The 20,722-nt window shown below is 65.8% G+C and carries 21 protein-coding genes and 1 pseudogene; 12 read left to right on the forward strand and 10 right to left on the reverse strand.

Annotated features, from left to right (window positions below; translation table 11 throughout):
* Together AC5Y39_RS20530 and AC5Y39_RS20535 are read left to right on the forward strand one after the other, a co-directional pair.
* Positions 1-177 (forward strand): Txe/YoeB family addiction module toxin (locus AC5Y39_RS20530; RefSeq protein ID WP_500020997.1); only part of this gene is annotated, 177 nt, incomplete at its 5' end.
* A gap of 99 nt (positions 178-276) precedes the next feature.
* A complete protein-coding gene (locus AC5Y39_RS20535) occupies positions 277-3,633 on the forward strand; it encodes a DEAD/DEAH box helicase family protein (protein WP_500020990.1) in 3,357 nt (1,118 codons plus the stop codon).
* Between the two features lie 165 nt (positions 3,634-3,798).
* On the opposite strand, the gene AC5Y39_RS20540 is transcribed toward AC5Y39_RS20535, so the two are convergent.
* Positions 3,799-4,401: an endonuclease/exonuclease/phosphatase family protein gene (locus tag AC5Y39_RS20540; protein WP_500020988.1), complete on the reverse strand. Its 603-nt coding sequence runs from the start codon at positions 4,399-4,401 to the stop codon at positions 3,799-3,801.
* Between the two features lie 115 nt (positions 4,402-4,516).
* On the opposite strand from AC5Y39_RS20540, the gene AC5Y39_RS20545 reads away from it, so the two are divergent.
* Complete coding sequence (locus AC5Y39_RS20545; protein WP_500020986.1) at positions 4,517-6,190, forward strand: alpha/beta hydrolase; 1,674 nt, start codon at positions 4,517-4,519, stop codon at positions 6,188-6,190.
* Positions 6,191-6,200: 10 nt separating this feature from the next.
* On the opposite strand, the gene prcA is transcribed toward AC5Y39_RS20545, so the two are convergent.
* The 6 genes from prcA to arc form a co-directional block, all read right to left on the reverse strand.
* A complete protein-coding gene (prcA, locus tag AC5Y39_RS20550) occupies positions 6,201-6,920 on the reverse strand; it encodes a proteasome subunit alpha (protein ID WP_499908119.1) in 720 nt (239 codons plus the stop codon).
* Positions 6,917-7,816, reverse strand: coding sequence for a proteasome subunit beta (gene prcB / locus AC5Y39_RS20555; protein ID WP_500020984.1), 900 nt, complete (start codon positions 7,814-7,816; stop codon positions 6,917-6,919). Before prcB ends, prcA begins: the two co-directional genes overlap by 4 nt.
* Positions 7,813-8,007 carry a ubiquitin-like protein Pup gene (locus tag AC5Y39_RS20560; protein ID WP_499908117.1) on the reverse strand — a complete coding sequence of 65 codons (195 nt, stop codon included), beginning with the start codon at positions 8,005-8,007 and terminating at the stop codon, positions 7,813-7,815. The genes prcB and AC5Y39_RS20560 overlap by 4 nt, the downstream gene beginning before the upstream one ends.
* Before the next feature lie 86 nt (positions 8,008-8,093).
* Positions 8,094-9,605: a pup deamidase/depupylase gene (gene dop / locus AC5Y39_RS20565; RefSeq protein ID WP_500020982.1), complete on the reverse strand. Its 1,512-nt coding sequence runs from the start codon at positions 9,603-9,605 to the stop codon at positions 8,094-8,096.
* 9 nt (positions 9,606-9,614) lie between these two features.
* A complete protein-coding gene (locus AC5Y39_RS20570) occupies positions 9,615-10,859 on the reverse strand; it encodes an amidohydrolase (protein WP_500020980.1) in 1,245 nt (414 codons plus the stop codon).
* Positions 10,860-10,941: 82 nt separating this feature from the next.
* The gene (gene arc, locus AC5Y39_RS20575) at positions 10,942-12,762 is read right to left on the reverse strand and encodes a proteasome ATPase (RefSeq protein WP_500020978.1); all 1,821 of its coding nucleotides are present in this window, start codon (positions 12,760-12,762) and stop codon (positions 10,942-10,944) included.
* A gap of 146 nt (positions 12,763-12,908) precedes the next feature.
* Between arc and AC5Y39_RS20580 the strand changes: the two genes are divergently transcribed.
* The 3 genes from AC5Y39_RS20580 to AC5Y39_RS20590 are packed head-to-tail and all read left to right on the forward strand — an operon-like array spanning position 12,909 to position 14,261.
* Positions 12,909-13,412, forward strand: a complete 504-nt coding sequence (locus AC5Y39_RS20580) for an MTB12 family secreted protein (RefSeq protein ID WP_500020976.1) — start codon at positions 12,909-12,911, stop codon at positions 13,410-13,412.
* Positions 13,409-13,957 carry a lipoprotein LppK gene (gene lppK, locus AC5Y39_RS20585; protein WP_500020974.1) on the forward strand — a complete coding sequence of 183 codons (549 nt, stop codon included), beginning with the start codon at positions 13,409-13,411 and terminating at the stop codon, positions 13,955-13,957. Before AC5Y39_RS20580 ends, lppK begins: the two co-directional genes overlap by 4 nt.
* A gap of 7 nt (positions 13,958-13,964) precedes the next feature.
* On the forward strand, positions 13,965-14,261 hold the full coding sequence (locus tag AC5Y39_RS20590) for a DUF503 domain-containing protein (RefSeq protein WP_499964508.1): 297 nt from the start codon (positions 13,965-13,967) through the stop codon (positions 14,259-14,261).
* 29 nt (positions 14,262-14,290) lie between these two features.
* Here the strand turns inward: AC5Y39_RS20590 and AC5Y39_RS20595 are convergent, their stop codons facing one another.
* Positions 14,291-15,115: a tRNA (adenine-N1)-methyltransferase gene (locus tag AC5Y39_RS20595; RefSeq protein WP_500020972.1), complete on the reverse strand. Its 825-nt coding sequence runs from the start codon at positions 15,113-15,115 to the stop codon at positions 14,291-14,293.
* Between the two features lie 74 nt (positions 15,116-15,189).
* Between AC5Y39_RS20595 and AC5Y39_RS20600 the strand changes: the two are divergent.
* From AC5Y39_RS20600 to AC5Y39_RS20625, 6 genes and pseudogenes are all read left to right on the forward strand, one after another.
* A pseudogene (locus tag AC5Y39_RS20600) lies at positions 15,190-16,019 on the forward strand (RecB family exonuclease).
* Complete coding sequence (locus AC5Y39_RS20605) at positions 16,016-16,798, forward strand: thioesterase family protein (RefSeq protein WP_500048281.1); 783 nt, start codon at positions 16,016-16,018, stop codon at positions 16,796-16,798. Before AC5Y39_RS20600 ends, AC5Y39_RS20605 begins: the two are co-directional and overlap by 4 nt.
* Before the next feature lie 52 nt (positions 16,799-16,850).
* On the forward strand, positions 16,851-17,162 hold the full coding sequence (locus AC5Y39_RS20610; RefSeq protein WP_500020967.1) for an ArsR/SmtB family transcription factor: 312 nt from the start codon (positions 16,851-16,853) through the stop codon (positions 17,160-17,162).
* A complete protein-coding gene (locus AC5Y39_RS20615; RefSeq protein ID WP_500020965.1) occupies positions 17,159-17,665 on the forward strand; it encodes an SRPBCC family protein in 507 nt (168 codons plus the stop codon). The genes AC5Y39_RS20610 and AC5Y39_RS20615 overlap by 4 nt, the downstream gene beginning before the upstream one ends.
* Entirely contained in the window at positions 17,665-18,309 is a 645-nt protein-coding gene (locus AC5Y39_RS20620) for a flavodoxin family protein (RefSeq protein WP_500020963.1), read from the forward strand. The genes AC5Y39_RS20615 and AC5Y39_RS20620 overlap by 1 nt, the downstream gene beginning before the upstream one ends.
* Positions 18,310-18,350: 41 nt before the next feature.
* Positions 18,351-18,860, forward strand: a complete 510-nt coding sequence (locus AC5Y39_RS20625; RefSeq protein WP_500020961.1) for a universal stress protein — start codon at positions 18,351-18,353, stop codon at positions 18,858-18,860.
* 9 nt (positions 18,861-18,869) lie between these two features.
* Here the strand turns inward: AC5Y39_RS20625 and AC5Y39_RS20630 are convergent, their stop codons facing one another.
* Together AC5Y39_RS20630 and AC5Y39_RS20635 are read right to left on the reverse strand one after the other, a co-directional pair.
* Positions 18,870-20,237: an FAD-containing oxidoreductase gene (locus AC5Y39_RS20630; RefSeq protein WP_500020960.1), complete on the reverse strand. Its 1,368-nt coding sequence runs from the start codon at positions 20,235-20,237 to the stop codon at positions 18,870-18,872.
* On the reverse strand, positions 20,234-20,716 hold the full coding sequence (locus AC5Y39_RS20635; RefSeq protein WP_499949320.1) for a DUF4126 family protein: 483 nt from the start codon (positions 20,714-20,716) through the stop codon (positions 20,234-20,236). The genes AC5Y39_RS20630 and AC5Y39_RS20635 overlap by 4 nt, the downstream gene beginning before the upstream one ends.
* Positions 20,717-20,722: the final 6 nt, after the last annotated feature.

Raw genomic sequence — 20,722 nt, forward strand, 5'->3', positions numbered from 1 at the left:
AACCAACTCATCGCTGATATACGACGCAACGGGAACGAGGGCATCGGAAAGCCTGAACCGCTCAAGCACGGGTTGCACGGCTACTGGTCGCGACGTATCACCGCCGAACACCGTCTCGTGTACAAGATCGTCGGCGACGAGATTCGCATTGCACAATGCCGACTTCACTACACCTGAGATCGACGCCTTCCTGTCGGCCGCCTTCTGTAATGTGCTGCGGCTGCGCGTTTGACGACAGCAAATGTGTCAAGATCGCCCTCGGGAGGAGGACAGGCGGTGAGCGGTAACTTCGGGTTCCTGCAGAAGCAGTGGCCCCAGCTCTACGCCGAGGCGCGCAACGCCGAACGCGACGCGCTTTTCGACCCTCGGACCACCTGCTTCTACGCGCGGCGCGCGGTCGAGCACACCGTCGCCTGGATATACCGTGTCGAAGGCTTCCAGGAGCCCTACAAGAGCGACCTCGCCGCCCGGATCCATCAACCCGAATTCGTCAACCTCGTCGGACCGGCGCTGCGCCAGAAGTTCGACCTCATTCGCAAACTGGGCAATATCGCCGTCCACGAGCACAAGCCTCTCCCTAAGGACAAGAGCCAAGTCGTCCTGCGCGAGCTCTTCCACATCATGTCCTGGTTGGCCCGCACCTACGGCAAGGACGCGGCCAGCAAGCCCCATCCCGCTGCCCAGTTCAACCCAGCGTTGCTGCCCAAGCCCGCCGGGCAGGCCGTCGCCAAGTCGATCGCGCAGATCACGAAGCTCAACGACGAACTGAAGACAAAGGACGCTGCGCTGACCGCCGCGCAGGCCGCCCAGACCACACTCGAAGCGGAACTCGCCGCCGCACGCGCTGAGCTGGCCGCCATCAAGGCGGCTAATCAGGCCAAGCCCGATACCCACGACTACGACGAAGCCACTACCCGCACCGAGTTCATCGACGCCGATCTTCTCGAGTCCGGCTGGACGCTCGCCGACAAACGTGACCGCGAGTTCCCGGTGCACGGCATGCCCGACGGCAAGACTGGCTACGTCGACTACGTGCTGTGGGGTTCCGACGGTAAGCCGCTCGGTCTCGTCGAGGCCAAGCGGACATCCAAAGACGCGCACGCTGGCCAGCATCAAGCCAAGCTCTACGCCGACTGCCTTGAACAGATGTACGGTCAACGTCCGATCATCTACTACAGCAACGGTTTTCAGCATTTCATCTGGGACGACACGCAATACCCGCCGCGGCCGATCAACGGCTTTCACACTCGTGACCAACTCGAACTGCTGATCCAACGTCGCTTCACCCGTAAGCCATTGGCGGGCACTGACATTCCGCGCCACATCGTCGACCGTCCTTACCAGGAGCGTGCGATCCGTCGAGTTCTCGACCGATTCGAAACCGAGAACCAGCGCGAGGCCCTGTTGGTCATGGCGACCGGGGCCGGCAAGACGCGCACCGTCATCGCGCTTGTGGACATTCTCGCGAGGGCCAACTGGGTCAAGCGCGTACTCTTTCTTGCTGACCGGGTCGCATTGGTCAAACAGGCCGTCAACGCATTCAAGGCCATGCTTCCCGAATCGAAGCCGGTGAACCTGCTCACCGACAAGCACACCGATAGCCGGGTGTACGTCGCGACCTATCCGACAATGATGGGGCTGATTAACCAAACCGAGGGCGGCGCAAGACGATTCGGCCCTGGCTACTTCGACCTGGTCGTCATCGACGAAGCCCACCGCTCGGTCTACCAAAAATACCGGCACATCTTCGAACACTTCGATTCGCTGTTGCTCGGACTTACGGCCACGCCCAAAGAGGAAGTCGACCGCAATACGTATCAGCTCTTCAACCTCGAAGATGGCGTTCCCACCGACAACTACAGCCTCGACGAAGCCATCCAAGACGGCTACCTTGTGCCACCGCGTGCCGTCACCGTCCCCCTCCAATTCCCACTGCGCGGCCTTCGCTACGACGATCTCTCCGAAGAAGAGAAGGACGCGTGGGACGCCACCGAATGGGGCGAAGACGACGCTCCTGACGCGGTTGACGCCGACGCCGTCAACAAGTGGCTCTTCAACGCCGACACCGTCGACAAGGCACTGGAAGTGCTCATGCGCCACGGTCACCGCGTCGCCGGCGGAGATCGACTGGCCAAGACAATCATCTTCGCGCGCAACAACGCGCATGCTCTCTTCATCGCCGAGCGCTTCAACGTCCACTACCCCGAATACAAAGGATCATTCGCGCGGGTCATCACCCACGCTGTCGAATTCGCAGACTCACTGATCGACGACTTCTCACAGCCTGACAAGTCACCGCACATCGCGATTTCGGTCGACATGCTCGACACCGGCATCGACATCCCGGAGGTCGCCAATCTCGTCTTCTTCAAACCGGTCCGGTCCAAGTCCAAGTTCTGGCAGATGGTCGGCCGCGGCACGCGGTTGCGCCCCGACCTTTACGGCCCTGGCTTGGACAAGAAGGACTTCCTGATCTTCGACATCTGCGCCAACTTCGAATACTTCGGCCAAGAGCTCCCGACGTCGCAAGGCATCGTGCCGAAGCCGTTGTCCGAGCGGCTCTTTGCCGCCCGCGCGGAGCTGGTGGGGTCGTTGGACAAGCAGAAGGCCTATCCGCAGCTGCGAGCCGACATCGCACATGTGCTGCAGAACCATGTGCAAGGGATGCGCCTGGACAACTTCATCGTCAAACCCAAGCGCGCCGTCGTCGAGAAGTACTCCGATCCAAAGAATTGGGAGTCCCTTGCCGAGGCGCAGCTGGCCGAAATCATCGCCGATCTCGCGCCGCTGCCCACCACCGTGCAGGACTCCGACGAAGCGGCTAAGCGATTCGACCTGATGGTGGTTCGGAGCCAGATCGCCGTGCTTTACGGCCACGGACAAGAGCCACACGAAGCAAGCATCCGCGCCATTGCCGATGGGCTATTGGAGCAACTCAGCATCCCGGAAATCAAGAAGCGTGAGGAGCTGCTGCGCGAGGTGGCCAGCGACGAATGGTGGCACGACGTTACTCCCCCGATGCTGGAACAGGCCCGTCGACAGTTGCGGTCGATCGTCGGCTTGCTCGACAAGAAAACCCGGCCGGTGATCTACGCTGACTACGAAGACACGCTTGGAGAAGTCACCGAAGTGGCCATGCCGGCGGTCGCCACATTCACTGACATCGACCGCTTCAACGCGAAGATCTACGATTTCCTGGTCCGCCAACCGGACAACCTCGCGCTGCAGAAGTTGAAGAAGGCGCAACCGCTCACTGAAGCGGACCTGGAATCGCTCCAAGAGCTGCTGATCTCCAGCGGAGTCGCTGATTCTGCCGATCTCCATCGAGCGGTGCACGCGGCCAATGGCTTTGGCCGGTTCATCCGGTCATTGATCGGACTGGACCGTGCAGCCGCGACCGCCGCTTTCGCGGAATTTCTCGACGGCAAGAATGCGACGGCCGACCAGATCCAGTTCATCCAGCTTGTCATCAACTACCTCACCCGGCACGGCAGCATGTCACCAGATCTGCTGTTCGAGCCGCCGTTCACCGACAACGCCCCCAAAGGAATCGGCTCGGTCTTCGACCCCGACCGGGCACGCGCGGTCATCGAGGTGATCCAGCAACTCAACGCCTCAGCCGACGCCGGTTAGGCCAACTCCAAGTTCGCGACGACACTTGCATGATCGGATGCGCCGACCTTCCGGGGCTCATGGAGTATCGCGGCATCGACGATCGCGTCCTGCAGCGCAGGCGATACGAAGATGTAGTCCAATCGAAAGCCGTTCAGATCTAGGGTTTCACCCGTCGTCTTGTCTTTACGCTTCGAGTACCACGTGTAGTCGCGTTGGTCGGGGTGCAGATGCCGCCATGTGTCGACGAAACCTAACTCGATCATCCTTCATATATTGCGAGTTCTTGAACATCGCACCCTCGGCATCGATCCGTAACCCGGTGTTGAAGTCGCCCATGATGATCGCTCGGCGGTCGCGATGGGCGCGGGCATAGGTGAGAGTCCGCTGCCAGAACAGTTCTTTGCGCCGGGCCCCGGAGATGCCGTAACCATCCTCGAACTTGTTGTCGGGAGCGCCGGGGATGTGCAGAACGAGTATGTCGGCGTCGAGCTCATCAAGGCGTATCGCAAGCCACCTCTCTCGGTCAAGGTCGAACGTGTCTTGCGCTGCGGCGCTATCGATCTGCCACTTCGCCGCCACGAGCAGACCGTTTTGCTTGCCTACCGGGTTCGATGTCGCGATGAACGGATAGCCGAGCCGATTCAGCTGGCTGCGCAGGGATGGTTCGTTGCCCGCGCGAAATTCGGTGAGCGCCACGAGGTCGGCGTTGACGTCTTCGATGTGCTGTGCAATCTCCGAGATCCGGTTCCCGCCGCCGTGGCTGATGTTCCAGTTGAGAACGCGCACTTGTCAACTCCCGAAGGTGATTAGCCGATCGGACAGTGACTGTAGCGAGCGGGTACGACACAGTCGGTTGTGGATAACGTCTGCAGGCACTAACGCAGAAGTGCCAGCATGAGGCATGGGGGGAAGGCCGACGCTGTCGCAGGCACAGTCATGGCGTCCAGATTCGTTGCGACAGGCCGCCGATGCGTGGGACGGCGCTGCCACCGATGTGCATCGCGAGTTCGACGTCGTCGTGCAAGGTCTCCGCGACACCCACGATTTCTGGACCGGCGACGCCGCCAACGCGGCCCGTCAGCGCGCCGCAGATGTCTCCGCTGATGCCGCACGGCTGGCGCGTGCACTGGTGGCCGCGGCGGTCGCTGCACGTGGCGGCGCCGATGCCGTCGCGGCTGCCCGCGACGACGTGCTCGGCACCGCCGGCGCGGTGCGATCCCAAGGCTTCACGGTGGCTGACGACGGAACCGTCACCCCACCGGCCCAGCCACCGCTGGCAGTGCTGAACCATTGCGGCGGTGACATGCGGATCGCCACAGAGGTGCTGCGTGACGGCGCCGCCTCTTTCACCCGCGAAATCGTCGACAAGCTCGACGCGTTGGCCGCAGCCGACGACGACGCCGCCCACGACATCGACGACGCGTTCTACGGCGTCACTGCTCCGGCACCCACCACCGCCGCCGGCTTGAGCGACAACCCAACCGCCAACTGGCCGACGATGACCCAGGACAGCATCGCCGCGCAGATCGGCGCGATGAGCCCTGAGCAGCGCCGCCAGCTTGTCGACACCCATCCGCAGCAGGTCGGCAACACCGACGGGGTGCCGTGGGACATGCGCCTCGCCGCCAACCGCGTCAACATCGAGCAGGCGGTCCTCGACTCGCGCCGCGAGCTCGACTCCACCCAAGACCCGGCCAAACGTGACGCGGTCGCGAAGCGCATCGGGTTCTACCAAGGTCTACTCAGCGAGGTGCCCGACCCCACCGGTCGCAAGGGCCGAGTCGACCGGCAGATCCTGGCCTTCGATCCCGCGCGCTCGTCGCTGATCGAGCTGATCGGCGACCTCGGCACCGCGACGAACGTCGGAGTGCTGGTGCCGGGCATGAACACCACCATAGAGGGCTCGGCGCCCAACACCGAGACGGCCAACCGGTTCGTCAACGCCGGCCATGGCGACCTGGCGATGATCACCTACCTGGGCGGTGCGTTCCCACAGGGCGGGGTTCCCGACGGTATCGGTGACGCGATGGACACCCACTACGCCACCGACATGGCCCCGCGGCTGGTGTCGTTCGGCCAGGACGTCAACCGTGTGGCCGACAGCCTCGGCCGCGGCGTCGCAGTCACCTACGTCGGCCATTCCTACGGCGGCTCGATACTCGGCACCGCCGAAGCGATGGGGCTGACCGCCGACCGCACCATCTACGTCGAGGCGGCAGGCGCCGGCGTCCACGTCGACGACCTCGGCGACTGGCACAACCAAAACCCTTACGTGATGCGGTTTTCCATGACGGCGCCCGGCGATTGGATCGCGCCGCTGCAAGGCCTGCCGCTCAACCCGCACGGTGCCGACCCCGGCGAGATGCCGGGCGTGATCCGGCTGGCCACCGGCGACTACGACGACGGCAGGCTGATGGGCGGATGGCGCTCACACAGCGACGTACTCAACGAACCGTCCGACGCCTGGCGCAACATCTACGCGGTCATGACGGGCCAGCCGTACAGCGTCTACGTCGACCCACTGAGGTTTCTGCCGCCGTGGGCCAGACCGCCGTGGCTGCGACCCACGGGATGACGGTCGGCCGTCAATCAGCTTGGGGCAGCATCGCTTCCAACGCCGGCCCGGTGATCCGCCGGAACGCGCGCCGCGGCCGGTTCTGATCCAGAATCGCCACCTCGAGCGTCGAGACACCGAGCGTGCGTGGCTCAGCACCGGACCCGTTGCCGCTGGTGCCCGCCTCCAACGCCCGGACCGCGAAGCCGACTGCCTCCGCCAAGCTGGCGTTCTCGCGGTACGACTCCTTCAGCGCAGCGATGATCGGTTCCGTGGACCCGCCCATCACAACGAAATGCGGCTCGTCGTTGATCGACCCGTCATACGTGATCCGGTACAGCTCAGGCGGTTTCGTTTCGCCGTAGTGCGCGACCTCGGCGACGCACAGCTCCACCTCGTACGGTTTGGCCTGCTCGGTGAAGATGGTGCCCAACGTCTGCGCGTATCGGTTCGCCAGCTGACGGCCAGTGACGTCGCGGCGGTCGTAGGTGTAGCCCAGCGTGTCGGCGAGCTGGATGCCGCCGCGGCGCAGATTGTCGAACTCGTTGAACCGGCCCACCCCGGCGAAGCCCACGCGGTCGTAGAGCTCGCTGATCTTCTGCAGCGACCGCGACGGGTTCTCGGCGACGAAAAGCACGCCGCTGTCATACGCCAAAGCGAGCACGCTGCGCCCCCGGGCGATGCCCTTGCGGGCCAGCTCGGAGCGCTCACGCATCGCCTGCTCAGGCGAGATGAAGTACGGAAACGTCACGAGTCATCCCTGGCGTCGGTGGACGGGCCGCCCTTGGAACGCAAAGTGCTTGTCTCCGTTCGCTTTTCGATAACCTCGCGAGCCAGCTCAGCGATGCGCTGCTCAGGCACCTCCACCGCGCCGTCGGCATCGATTGTCACCGCCGTCGGGAAGATGCCGCGCACCAGATCTGGGCCACCGGTGGCGGAGTCGTCGTCGGCGGCGTCGTAGAGGCTTTCCACTGCCACCCGCAGCGCCGAATCAGCGTCGACCACTTGCGGATACAGCTTCTTGATCGACGAGCGAGCGAACACCGAACCCGAGCCCACCGACTGGTAGCCCTCCTCCTCGATGTTCCAGCCGCCGGCCGCGTCGAACGACACGATCCGTCCGGCCGCCTGCGGGTTAGGGTCGTCGATGTCGTAGCCGACCAGAAGCGGCAGCGCCACCAGCCCCTGCATGGCCGCGCCGAGATTGCCCCGCACCATGATCGCGAGCCGATTCACCTTGCCGGCGAACGTCAGCGGCACTCCCTCGAGCTTTTCGTAGTGCTCGAGCTCCACGGCGTAGAGCCGGGCGAACTCCACCGCGATCGCCGCGGTGCCGGCGATCCCGGTCGCGGTGTAGTCGTCGGTGATGTACACCTTCTTGACGTCGCGGCTGGCGATCATGTTGCCCTGGGTGGCGCGCCGGTCACCGGCGATCACCACGCCGCCGGGATAGTTCAGCGCGACGATCGTCGTGCCGTGCGCCAGCGCAGCACCTGGTGTCGCCGCGTCGGCCGGGCTCAACGCAGGCAGCAATTGCGGCGCCTGGCGACGCAGATGATCAGTGAAGGACGACAGGTCCAGCGGTACGGATGAAGCTCCGGAGATGGGATTGGGGATGGCCAGCTGTTCGCGATTCGGCCAGGTCACTGTCCGCCCTTCTGGACGTACGCACGGACGAAATCCTCCGCGTTTTCCTCGAGGACGTCGTCGATCTCGTCCAGCAGGTCGTCGGTGTCCTCGGCTAGCTTCTCGCGACGCTCCTGCCCGGCCGCCGCGCTACCGGTGAGGTCGTCGTCATCGCCGCCGCCACCGCCACGCTTGGTCTGCTCCTGAGCCATCGCTGCCTCCTGCATCGGTCATCGGCGGCCGGTGGGCCACCGGTCCTTCCACACTACCGGTCAGAGCTTGATTTACCGGGACAAGCTCAGGTTGCGGTGAGCTGCTCCACAAGTTCGGCGGCGGTTTGCACCGACTCCAGAAGCGCGCCGACGTGGGCTTTGCTACCCCGCAACGGCTCGAGCGTGGGAATGCGCACCAGCGAGTCACCGCCCAGGTCGAAAATCACCGAATCCCAGCTGGCGGCAGCAATGTCGGCACCGAAGCGCCGCAGGCACTCGCCGCGGAAGTACGCGCGGGTGTCGGTCGGCGGGTTCTCCACGGCGTCGAGCACCTGCTGTTCGGTGACGAGCCGTTTCATCGAACCGCGAGCCACCAAGCGGTTGTAGAGACCCTTGTCCAGCCGTACGTCCGAGTACTGCAAATCCACCAGATGCAGCCGCGGCGCGGACCAGTTCAAATTCTCGCGGTGCCGGAACCCTTCGAGGAGCCGCAGCTTGGCGGGCCAGTCCAGCAGCTCTGCGCACTCCATCGGGTCGCGCTCGAGCAGGTCGAGCACGTGCGCCCAGGTTTCGACGACGTGAGCGGCCCGCGGGTCAGGGTCGCGACTGTCCACCAGCTTGGCCACCCGGTCCAGATAGATCCGCTGGATGGCGAGGCCGGTCAACTCCCGGCCGTCAGCCAGCGCGACCGTCGCACGCAGCGTCGGGTCGCGACTGATGACGTGCACGGCATGCACGGGCCGCGCCAAGGCGAGGTCGGACAGGTCGATGTTGAACTGCGGGCCCTCTTCGATGAGGTCCAGTACCAGCGCGGTAGTGCCAAGCTTCAAATACGTCGACGTCTCCGCGAGGTTGGCGTCCCCGATGATCACGTGCAGCCGCCGGTACTTGTCCGCGTCGGCGTGCGGTTCGTCGCGCGTGTTGATGATGCCGCGCTTGAGCGTGGTCTCCAGCCCGACCTCGACCTCGATGTAATCGGCGCGCTGCGACAGCTGAAACCCCGGCTCGTCGCCCGCCGGCCCGATACCGACCCGGCCTGAGCCCACCACCACCTGCCGAGACACCAGAAACGGTGTGAGCCCGGCGATCACCGCGGAGAACGGGGTCTGCCGGCTCATCAGGTAGTTCTCGTGCGAGCCGTAGCTGGCACCCTTGCCGTCGACGTTGTTCTTGTACAGCTGCAGCTTCGCCGCGCCCGGCACGCTGGCAACGTGCCGTGCGGCCGCTTCCATCACCCGCTCGCCGGCCTTGTCCCAGATCACCGCGTCCAGCGGATCCGTGCACTCCGGCGCCGAGTACTCCGGGTGGGCATGGTCGACGTACAGCCGGGCCCCGTTGGTGAGGATCATGTTCGCCGCGCCTACTTCGTCGGCATCGACGATCGGTGGTGGACCGGCGGACCGCGACAGGTCAAAGCCCCGGGCGTCGCGCAGCGGCGACTCGACCTCGTAATCCCACCTGGTGCGCTTGGCGCGCTGCAACCCCGCCGCCGCGGCGTACGCCAGCACCGCCTGCGTGGACGTCAGGATCGGATTCGCGGTCGGGTCAGACGGCGACGAGATGCCGTATTCGACCTCTGTCCCGATAATCCGTTGCATGCCTTCAGCCTAAGCGAGCGCGTCTTTGAGCCAGGACAGCGCCGCAACCGTCATCGCCTCGACTCCGCTGGTGAGCGTCGGCTCCAGCACGGGAGCGAACTGCGGAGCGTGATTGGCAGGAGGCAAGCGGCCCTCGCCGAACGCATCCCAGAACTCCTTGGCGTCCACACCGCCCCAGAACCAAAACACCGTCGGCACAACGAGTTTCGCGCCGAACACGCCGACGTCCTCGCTCGCCGACAGCGGCGGCAACGGAATTAGCCGCTCGACGCCGAAGCGGCGCTCGAACGCGGCGACCGTTTTCGCCGTGCTGGCAGGATCGCTCACCAAGACGGGTGCGGTGACGTTCCAATCAAACCGCGGATCCTCGGGCGCGTTGCTTGCCCGCGCTTCGGCTGTCACGACACGCTCGATCGCCGCGCGAACCTTATCGCGAACCGCGGCGTTGTACGTGCGGATGTTGATGCCCAATTCGGCGGTCTCGGGAATGACGTTGTCCTTCGTGCCGGCCTGCAGGCGCCCGACGGTCACGACGGCTTGCTCGGTCGGCGCGACTTCGCGCGCGACGATGCTCTGCAGCCGCATCACCGTCGCGGCGGCCATCACCACCGGGTCGACGGTATCCTCGGGCCGCGATCCGTGACCGCCGCGACCGAACAACGTCACCTGCACCGAATCGGCCCCGGCCATGATCGGCCCCTGCCCGTGACCGAAAGTCCCCGCCGGAAGCGGGCCGACATGCTGGCCCAAGACGATGCTGGGCTCGGGGAACCGCTCGAACAGCCCGTCGTCGATCATCGCCTGGGCTCCGCAGGCCAGCTCCTCGGCGGGCTGAAACACCGCCAGCACGGTGCCCGACCACTGGTCACGCGCTCGCGACAGCAGCTCCGCCGCGCCGACCAGACAGGCGGTGTGCATGTCGTGGCCGCACGCGTGGGCGACCGGCACCGAATGCCCGGACGGGTCGGTCACGTGTTTGGTACTGGCGTACGGCAAGCCGGTGTCTTCGGCGACCGGAAGCGCGTCCATGTCTGCGCGCAGCATCACCACCGGCCCGGGACCGTTGCGCAGCACACCCACCACGCCGGTGCCGCCGACGCCGGTCGTCACCTCGTATCCGGACGGCCCGAGAGCGGCGGCCACCCGCACGGCGGTGGTGTGCTCCTGCAACGACAGTTCAGGGTCGCTGTGCAGCTCTCGGTACAGCGCAGCGGTTCGGCCGGCCAGGTCGGCGTCCACCTCCAAAGTGATCACATCGACCAGTGAACCACCCCGTCAGGTCTTGGTCGCGGTCACGAAGTAGCCGCGCGGCGCAAGCACGTCCTGTCCCGGTGCGCTACAGGTACTGCCCGAGGTTGCTTTCGGTGTCGATGGCACGGCTGGCGCTCGAGCTCTTGCCGGTGACCAGCGTGCGGATGTAGACGATCCGCTCGCCCTTCTTGCCCGAAATCCGAGCCCAGTCATCGGGATTGGTGGTGTTGGGCAGATCCTCGTTCTCGGCGAACTCGTCGACGATCGAGTCCAGCAGGTGCTGGATGCGCAGGCCGGGCTGGCCCGTCTCCAGCACCGACTTGATCGCGTACTTCTTCGCACGGTCGACCACGTTTTGAATCATCGCCCCGGAGTTGAAGTCCTTGAAGTACATGACTTCCTTGTCACCGTTGGCGTAGGTGACCTCCAGGAACCGGTTGTCGTCGATCTCGGCGTACATCCGCTCGACGACCTTCTCGATCATCGCCTTGATGCACAAGGTGCGGTCGCCGCCGAACTCGGCGAGGTCGTCGGCGTGCAGCGGCAACTCCTCGGTGAGGTACTTGCTGAAGATGTCTTGCGCCGCTTCGGCATCCGGGCGCTCGATCTTGATCTTGACGTCGAGGCGGCCCGGCCGCAGGATCGCCGGATCGATCATGTCCTCGCGGTTGGAGGCGCCGATCACGATGACGTTCTCCAGGCCCTCGACGCCGTCGATCTCGCTCAGCAGCTGGGGCACGACGGTGGTCTCGACGTCCGACGAAACCCCGGTGCCGCGGGTGCGGAAGATCGAGTCCATCTCGTCGAAGAACACGATCACCGGGGTGCCCTCGGATGCCTTCTCTCGCGCACGTTGGAAGATCAGCCGGATATGACGCTCGGTCTCGCCGACGAACTTGTTTAGTAACTCGGGGCCTTTGATGTTGAGGAAGTACGACTTCGCCTCGCGGGAGTCGTCGCCGCGGACCTCTGCCATCTTCTTGGCCAGCGAGTTGGCGACTGCCTTTGCGATCAGCGTCTTGCCGCAACCGGGCGGGCCGTACAGCAGCACACCTTTGGGCGGCCGCAGCATGTACTCGCGGTAGAGCTCCTTGTGCAGGAACGGCAACTCGACGGCGTCGCGGATCTGCTCGATCTGGCGGGACAGGCCACCGATGTCGTTGTAACTGACGTCGGGCACCTCTTCGAGCACCAGATCTTCGACCTCGGCCTTGGGGATGCGCTCGAAGGCGTAACCGGCCTTGGTGTCCACCAACAGCGAGTCACCGGGACGCAGCTTGCGCGGCCGGTCCAGGTCGTCGAGCGCGTCGGCGACTTCGGGGGCCATGTCTTCGGCGGCCAGCAGCGGCTCGGCCAGCCACACGATGCGCTCCTCGTCGGCGTGGCCGACAACCAGAGCGCGGTGACCGTCGGCGAGGATCTCGCGCAGCGTGCTGATCTCGCCGACCGCTTCGAAATGCCCGGCCTCGACGACCGTCAGCGCCTCGTTCAGCCGGACCGTCTGGCCCTTCTTCAGCGACTGCACGTCGATGTTGGGCGAGCAGGTCAGGCGCATCTTGCGGCCTGACGTGAACACGTCGACAGTGTCGTCGTCTTGCACCGACAGCAGCACGCCGTAGCCACTGGGTGGCTGGCCCAGCCGGTCGACCTCTTCGCGCAGTGCAAGGAGCTGCTGGCGCGCTTCTTTGAGCGTCTCCATCAACTTCGCGTTGCGCGCAGCGAGCGAGTCGATGCGGGCCTCGAGTTGGTGCACATCGCGCGCACCCCGCAGCCCGCCTTGGCCGTTGAGGGCAGCTTCGAGTTGTTCGCGAAGAGCTGCTGCCTCGCGGCGCAGTTCCTCGAGTTCGGCAGCGTCGTCGCTGGACATCGGTGTTCCGAACCGCTCGGAACGCTCTGACTCGCTCATGTTGCGCTCCTCTCGGGCACCGTACGTTGGCGCGGTGGATACCCCAACGCTACCGGCGAATTCGCTTTCGTGTGCGGTCTAAAAACTGCGCGTTCCACTTTGACTGCTACCGTTACGCCTCAGCCGGGCGGAACGAAAGGACATTTGTGAGCCTGAAATCCCTAACCACTGGCATCGCAGCCGCCGCTCTCATCGGTGGCGTCGCCGCTGGTGTGACCTCGACGGCACCGATCGCAATCACCGCATCGCTAGCTGTCACACCCGTGGTTTTCGGCGCGCCGCTGCCTATGGACAGCGATCCCGCGCTGGCCGGCGAGCTGGCCGGCATCCTCAACCAGATCGCCAACGGCGCCACCGTCACCGAAAATTCAGCTTTGATCCAGGGCGGCGTCGGCATCCTCGAAGGCCACCAGGCCAACAAGGCGTTAGCGCAGGCGCGCCAGAAGGGCCAGCTGCCGCTGAACATTTCGGTGTCCAGCGTCTCGGCGCCGGCGGCCGACGGTTCGGTCACCGCGCAAGTCACCGCGTCTGGTCCGCAGCTGGCTCCGGTCACCCGGCCGGTCGTGTTCGTTCCCGGCGGCCCTCAGGGCTGGATGGTGTCGAAGTCCTCTGCCATCTCGCTGCTGCAGGCGGCGACGGCGGGCGGTTGATCCGTCTGACGGTGCGGCGGCGCTCGACGGCTCTGGCTGTGGTCGCTGCTGTGGTTGCGTGGCTGCCCGCCTGCGGCAACGACAATCACCCGGCCGCGTCTGAGTCGTCCTCGCCGACCACTACCCAGACATCGGTGATCGCCGCTCCGCCACCCGACGTCCCGCTGCCGCCCCCTGAAGCACTCACCGACGTGCTGTACCGGCTCGCAGACACGTCTGTGCCGGGCGACCAGAAAGTCGCGCTCGTCGAGGGTGGCCCCAGCGCCGAGCAGCTGGACAAGTTCGGAAAAGCTTTGCAGGACAGCGGCTATACGCCCGTCGGCTTCACCGCCGAGAACATTGCGTGGGCCAATGACCCCGCGGGCAACGTGACCGCGGACGTGACCGTGCACAGCGAGAATCCGGCGATGACCAACGGATTCACCTTTCCGATGGAGTTCAAGCCCGACGGTCACGGCGGCTGGCAGCTGTCGAAGACGACGGCCGACATCCTGTTGACGTACGGGCAGAATCCGGCGACTCCGTCGCCGTCGCCGACGGGCTGACGTTGCGATGTGGATCGGGTGGCTGGAGTTCGACCTGCTGCTCGGGGACGTGCATTCGCTGAAGGAGAAACGCTCGGTGGTGCGGCCACTGATCGCGGAACTGCGCCGGCGATTTTCGATCTCAGCGGCCGAAACCGGCGCGATGGAGCTGTATCGACGCGCGGCCGTCGGCGTTGCGGTGACCGCGGCCGACCGCGCGCATGTGGTTGAGGTGCTCGACGCCGCTGAACGACTGGTGGCCGCACGCCCTGAGGTCCAGCTGCTCTCTACCCGGCGCGGCCTGCACCGAAGCGACGACTTCTGACTCCGGGAGGTCAGCGGCGTTTGCGATGCTCAGCGGCGTTTGCGCCGGGCAGGCGTCGGGGCGACAGCTCCCGGAGCGAGCCGACGAGTGCTGATCAGAAACGCCGTGTGACCGCGCATCCGGTGCTCGGGGCGTACGGCGAGGCCAACGACATCCCAGTACCGCTGCAGCGTCTCCCACGACCTCGGCTCGGTCCAGCACTGTTGCTGGCGCAGCGCCTCGACTGTGCGCGACAGCTGCGTGACCGTCGCGACGTAGATGATGAGCACGCCTCCGGCCAGCACTGCGTCGGCCACTGCATCGAGCACTTCCCACGGCGCCAGCATGTCCAGCACTACCCGGTCGACCTGCTCGCCGCGATAGTCGGCGACGTCGGCGATCACCAGATCCCAGTTCTCGGGCCGGTCCCCGAAGAACGTGACGACGTTGCGCTCGGCATGCACCGCGTGGTCGTCGCGTAGCTCGTAGGAGATCACCCGGCCGGTCGGGCCGACGGCGCGCAGCAGCGAGCACGTCATCGCCCCCGATCCGGCGCCCGCTTCCAGCACCCGCGCGCCGGGAAAGACGTCGCCCTCATGCACGATCTGCGCCGCATCCTTGGGGTAGATCACTTGCGCGCCACGCGGCATCGACAGCACGTAGTCGACGAGCAGCGGCCGCATCGCCAGGAACTGGTCGCCATTGGTGGCCTTGACGACGCTGCCTTCGGGCTGGCCGATCACCGCGTCATGGGAGACGTAGCCGCGATGCGTGTGAAACTCCGCGCCGGGCGTCAGCACGACGGTGTAGTGGCGGCCCTTGGCGTCGGTGAGCTGCACACGATCACCCACTTCGAAAGGCCCAGTACGACGCACGGCTGTCAAGCGTGCCAGCAGACGCGCCGCACGACATGCCCGGGGTTGTCGGTGCGTCGACCTACGCTGCCCCCATGAGCGCTCGACCGACCGGCCAGTTGTCCCGGCCAGCGTTGTCGCCGTCGCGCGCCAGCGATTTCAAGCAGTGCCCGCTGCTGTACCGCTTCCGCGCCATCGACCGACTGCCCGAGCCGACCTCCGCCGCTCAACTGCGCGGGTCCGTCGTGCATGCGGCACTCGAGCAGCTCTACGCCCTGCCCGCGCCGGAACGCCGGCCCGCCGCCGCGATGTCGCTGCTCGCCCCGGCGTGGGACCGGGTGGTGGCCGCCGAACCGGAACTGGCTGCCAGCGTCACACCGGAACAACGCGATGCGGTGCTCGACGAAGCCCGGGCGCTGCTGTCGGGCTACTACCGGCTGGAAGACCCCACCCGCTTCGAGCCGGACAGTTGCGAACAACGCGTCGAGGTGGAGTTGGCGGACGGCACGCTGCTGCGGGGGTTCATCGACCGCATCGACGTCGCGACCACCGGCGAACTGCGAGTGGTCGACTACAAGACCGGCAAGGCTCCGCCGGAAGCGCGCGCGCTGGCCGAGTTCAAGGCAATGTTCCAGATGAAGTTCTACGCGGTGGCGCTGCTGCGGTCGCGCGGCGTGCTGGCCACCCGACTGCGGTTGCTGTACCTGGCCGACGGTCAAATCCTGGACTATTCCCCCGAGCTCGACGAGCTGTTGCGTTTCGAGAAGACGCTGATGGCCATCTGGCGGGCCATCCAATCGGCTGGTACACAGGCGATTTCCGGCCGAGCAAGTCTCGGTTGTGCGACTGGTGTGCCCATCAAGCGCACTGCCCCATCTTCGGCGGAACTCCGCCGCCATATCCGGGCTGGCCCCAAGTCGCGTGAGTGGTTGCTATTACCGCCGGCTTGGGACCGACGGGGACTACGAGGTTTACGAGTCCACCGAGAACACCTGCAGCAATTGGGATCCGGCAATCCAGCACGGCTCACCACCGCTGGCGCTGCTGGGCAACGCGATCATGCGGCTTGTCGATCCGCGTCTGCGCCTGGGTCGGCTGGTCCTCGACATCCTCGGCGCTATTCCGGTGGCGCCGGTGCGCGTACGCGCATGGGTTGATCGTCCCGGGCGGCGGATCTCGCTCGTCGCCGCGGAGATGACCCCGATCGACGACCCGCGTCCGGTGGCGCGGGTGACGGCGTGGGCGATCGCCACCAGCGACACCAGCGACATCGCCTCGGACCGGTATCCCCCGCTCGTAGAAGGCGACAACCAGCCGATGCCCCGCGACTGGTGGGGCATGAGCGGATACCTCGGCAGCGTGGACTGGCGCCGCCAGGTCGACGACCCGTCGGGCGCCGCGGTGTTCTGGCTCAGCCCCCGCGCGGATCTGATCGACGGCGAAACAACCAGCGCCCTCGACAAATTGCTGCTCGCCGTGGATTCGGCGAACGGCGTAGGCGCGGCGCTGGACTTTCACCGGTTCGTGTTCATGAACACCGACACCGCGGTGCACTTGCACCGATTACCGGTCGGCGACGACTTCGCGCTACGGGCGCGCGGTTCGATCGGTCCGGACGGGATCGGGGTCACCACCGCGGAGATCTTCGACCGCAGCGGATTCATCGGAGTTTGTGCCCAGACGTTGTTGGTACAGCGGCGCTAGCCCACCGTATATCTAGTTGCGTCTATATAGACGTTATGCAATACTTCGCGTCATGGATGTGTTCGAGGCGGTAGCAGAGCCCAACCGTCGCGCGCTTCTGGACGCGCTCGCCGACGGCGAGCGAACGGCAGGCGAACTGGTGGCCACCTTGCCCGGGCTCACCCAGCCGTCGGTGTCGCGCCACTTGCGGGTGTTGCGGGAGGTGGGTCTGGTCGAGGTCCGGCCTGAGGCCCAGCGCCGCATCTACGCATTGCGCGCCGACGGCCTCGTGCAAATCGACGACTGGATCAGCCGGTACCGCCGCTACTGGAGCAAACGCCTCGATGCACTTGAGCGTCATCTCGACCAGGGGCACGGCCGATGAGCGCCCGCGACGGCCTCCTCACCATCGAGGGCGACCGAGCCGTGCTGACGTTCGAGCGGCGGCTGCCGCATCCGGTCGAGGCGGTGTGGGCGGCCATCACCGATCCAGCGCAGCGACGAAACTGGCTGGGCGACACCGTCATCGACGGCCGCGAAGGCGGATGGATCGACATGGTGCCCACCGGTCCGCCGCTGCCGCCGGAGCAGAAGCGAGTGACCGGCCGCATTCTCGTCTGGGACCCGCCGCATGTGTTCGAGCACGAGTGGAAACAGTCGGTGGTCGAAGACAGCGTGGTGCGATACGAACTCCACGACGACGGAGACGGGACTGTGTTGCGGTTCACCCACCGGGGGCTCGGCGTGCCCAATGCCACCGGGTTCCTGCCCGGCACGCACGCCTTCCTCGACCGACTCGCAGCCCACCTCGGCGGCAGGCCGCTGCCCAATTGGTTGCAGCGCTACCAAGAGATCGCCGGGACCGATGTTCAACCGAAGGGGAGCTGATGTCGCACAACGGTTTACGCGCTCCGCAGCTGGTGATCGCCTACCACTCCGGCTTCGGACACACCGCGGTCCTCGCCGAGGCGGTGGGCCGCGGTGCCCGGAAGGCAGGCGCCGCGACCACCATGATCGCCGTCGACGCCATGACCGACGACCATTGGCACCTCCTCGACGACGCGGACGGCATTGTGTTCGGCAGTGCCACGTATATGGGCAACGTGTCGGCGGCCTTCCAGGCGTTCGCAGAACGCACCGGCAGGCGTTGCGTCAACGGCACCTGGCGCGACAAGGTGGCCGCCGGGTTCACCAATTCCGGCGCCAAGAGCGGCGACAAGCTGCATACGTTGACGTCGCTTGCGGTGTTCGCTGCGCAACACCACATGCATTGGGTGAGCGTGGGCCTCGGTCCCGGATGGAACAGCTCCGCAGGAAGCGAAAACGACCTCAATCGCCTGGGATTCTGGCTCGGCGCAGGCGCCGCCACCGACGTGGACGCCGACGCTTCTGCTGTTCACGACGCCGACGTGCGAACGTGCGAGCATCTCGGATACCGGGTCGCGACGGTCAGCCGCCAACTGCTCGCCGGACGCATGGCCGAACTGGCAGCCGGTCAACAAGAGACCATTGCCGGGCACTCGGGGACTTAGGACTCCAGTTTCGCTTCGCTTCGACCAATAGGGTCAGCGGCATGCTCAAGCATTCGTCACCGAAGCCTGTCGTCGTTGGCATCGACGGGTCCCAAGAAGCGATCGCAGCCGCGCTGTGGGCCGTCGACGAGGCGCTCGCCCGCGACGTGCCGCTGCGGCTGGTTTACGTCAACCCGCCGCCTACGCCCGGTGACGAGTTCCGCATCGCGATCGCCGAGCTGGCATTGCGGGTAGCCGTGAAAGCTGTTGCCGCGCATGACGATCCGGTCAAGGTCGAGACTGTTTTGGCTTCTGGTGCCGCGGACAAGGTCCTCGCCCGCGAATCCCGGTACGCCGACCTGGTGTGCGTCGGGGCGGTCGGCATGGGGCGGCTGGCCACCACCGCGCTCGGCTCGACGGCCTCGGCGCTCGTCCGGCGTGCCTCCTGTCGAGTCGCGGTCGTTGCCAAGCCCGTCGGGAAACCGACGCCGACGGCCGTCGTGGTCGAGCCGTCCAACGAAGCACCCGCCGACGTTCGTCGGGCACTGGCGCGCGGTCGTCGGGTGGCCTAGCCGCTGCAGCTACAGCGGGGTCATCTCCTGCAGCATCGTCGGTAGCAGCTCGCTGACGGTCGGGTGGATGTGCATGGTGCGGGCGAGCGTGTCGTACGGCGCCTTGGCTGACATCACGTCGAGGATCGCGTGGATCACCTCGTCGCCGCCGACGCCGAGGATCGCCGCACCGAGAATTTCGTGGGTATCGGCGTCGACGACCACTTTCATGAAGCCTTGGGTCTCGCCCTTCTCCACCGCCCGGCCGACCCTCGTCATCGGCCGGAAACCCACCAGCGCCTTGCGTCCCGACTGCTGGACCTCGGTCACGGTTTGCCCCGCCCGCCCCAACGGCGGATCGACGTAAAGGGCGTAGGTGGGAATCCGGTCGCTGACCCGCCGCGGGTCGTTGTCGAGCAGGTTGGCCGCGACGATCTCGAAGTCGTTGTAGGACGTGTGCGTGAAGGCGCCGCGGCCGTTGCAGTCGCCCATCGCCCAGATGTGGTCGACGTTCGTGCGCAATTGGTCGTCCACCACAATGAACCCGCGGCCGTCCGTCTGCACTCCGGCACGATCGAGGCGTAGATCGTCGGTGTTGGGTTGACGACCGACGGCGAGCAACAGATGCGAGCCGACGATCGGCTCGGCGCCGGCACGCGTAGTCACGGCAGGCCGCTTCCCGTTGCGGCTGACGCGAATTTCGTTGGCGCCGAACACAACTGCGATGCCTTCGCTCTCGAGGATGTCCTTGATGGCGGCTGACACGTCCGGGTCCTCCCGGCCAGCGAGCCGCGCACCACGCTGCACAACCGTCACCTCGGCGCCGAACCGCCGGTACATCTGCGCAAATTCCAGCGCGATGTAACTGCCGCCGATGATGACGAGATGCTCTGGCACCTCGTCGAGTTCGAGGATCGAGACGTTGGTCAGGTAGTCGACGTCGGCCAAGCCGGGGATGTCCGGCACGGCGGCGCGCCCACCGACGTTGAGAAAGATTCTGTCGGCTGAGATCAGTTCGTCGTCGACGCGCAAAGTGTGTGGATCTTCGAATCTAGCGTGCCCGCGAATGACGTTGCAGCCGTTCATGTCTGCCAGCCAGGACTCGACACCGGCCCGGTCGTCGAGCATGATCTTGTCCTTGCGGGCCTTGACCTTCGCCATGTCGACGCAGACGACGCCGGTGCCGACTCCGTAGTCATCGCCACGGCGGGCGAGATGTGCGGCGTGCGCCGAAGCCACCAGCGTCTTGGTGGGGATGCATCCGGTGTTGACACACGTTCCACCAATGTGCTTGCGCTCCACCACCGCAACGGTCTGGCCAGCGTCGGTGAGCCGGCCGGCGAGCGGCGGTCCGGCCTGTCCGGCGCCGACGACGACCGCGTCGAACCTCTGTGTCACAGAAGGCTGGCTAAGTAGGCGACGAGGAAGCCGCCGCCCACGGCTACCACGTCTTCGACGACTGCGATGGGCAGGTCGCGGCCACCGGTTTTCGCAGTCAAACGAGTACGCGCCTCGTAACCGCCGAGCGTGCCGAGCACAGCGCCGATGACCCCGGCCCCGAGTGCGGCGAAGGTGTGATGCCATGCCGAACCGAGGACCGCGCCCGCGAACGCGCCGGTGAGCAGTCGGGTGGCGAACTGGGGTGTGGTCTTGCGACTCGGGGTCTTGGGCAGCTGGTCGGTGACGAATTCCCCGACCGCCAGCACAGTGAGGACGGCAACCGTGATCGGATGTGCCATCCAAAACGACCATTTGTCGTCCACTGGAATCCAATTCAGGAACGCCGCCCAGCTGATCACCGCCGGGGCCGTCAGCGCTCGCAGACCGGCGACGACGCCGAGCAGGACGGCAAGTCCTAGTAACGCAGCCGTGCTCACCCCGGG

Source organism: Mycobacterium sp. NGS39 (genome assembly GCF_059812765.1).

Excerpts from the sequence above, each read along its gene's own strand:
- AC5Y39_RS20615 (WP_500020965.1), top strand. The coding sequence starts at position 17,159 with ATGAGCGCCCGCGACGGCCTCCTCACCATCGAGGGCGACCGAGCCGTG.
- AC5Y39_RS20610 (WP_500020967.1), top strand. The coding sequence starts at position 16,851 with ATGGATGTGTTCGAGGCGGTAGCAGAGCCCAACCGTCGCGCGCTTCTG.
- arc (WP_500020978.1), bottom strand. The coding sequence starts at position 12,762 with ATGAGCGAGTCAGAGCGTTCCGAGCGGTTCGGAACACCGATGTCCAGC.
- AC5Y39_RS20590 (WP_499964508.1), top strand. The coding sequence starts at position 13,965 with ATGTGGATCGGGTGGCTGGAGTTCGACCTGCTGCTCGGGGACGTGCAT.
- AC5Y39_RS20560 (WP_499908117.1), bottom strand. The coding sequence starts at position 8,007 with ATGGCTCAGGAGCAGACCAAGCGTGGCGGTGGCGGCGGCGATGACGAC.
- AC5Y39_RS20625 (WP_500020961.1), top strand. The coding sequence starts at position 18,351 with ATGCTCAAGCATTCGTCACCGAAGCCTGTCGTCGTTGGCATCGACGGG.
- AC5Y39_RS20620 (WP_500020963.1), top strand. The coding sequence starts at position 17,665 with ATGTCGCACAACGGTTTACGCGCTCCGCAGCTGGTGATCGCCTACCAC.
- dop (WP_500020982.1), bottom strand. The coding sequence starts at position 9,605 with ATGCAACGGATTATCGGGACAGAGGTCGAATACGGCATCTCGTCGCCG.
- AC5Y39_RS20545 (WP_500020986.1), top strand. The coding sequence starts at position 4,517 with ATGGGGGGAAGGCCGACGCTGTCGCAGGCACAGTCATGGCGTCCAGAT.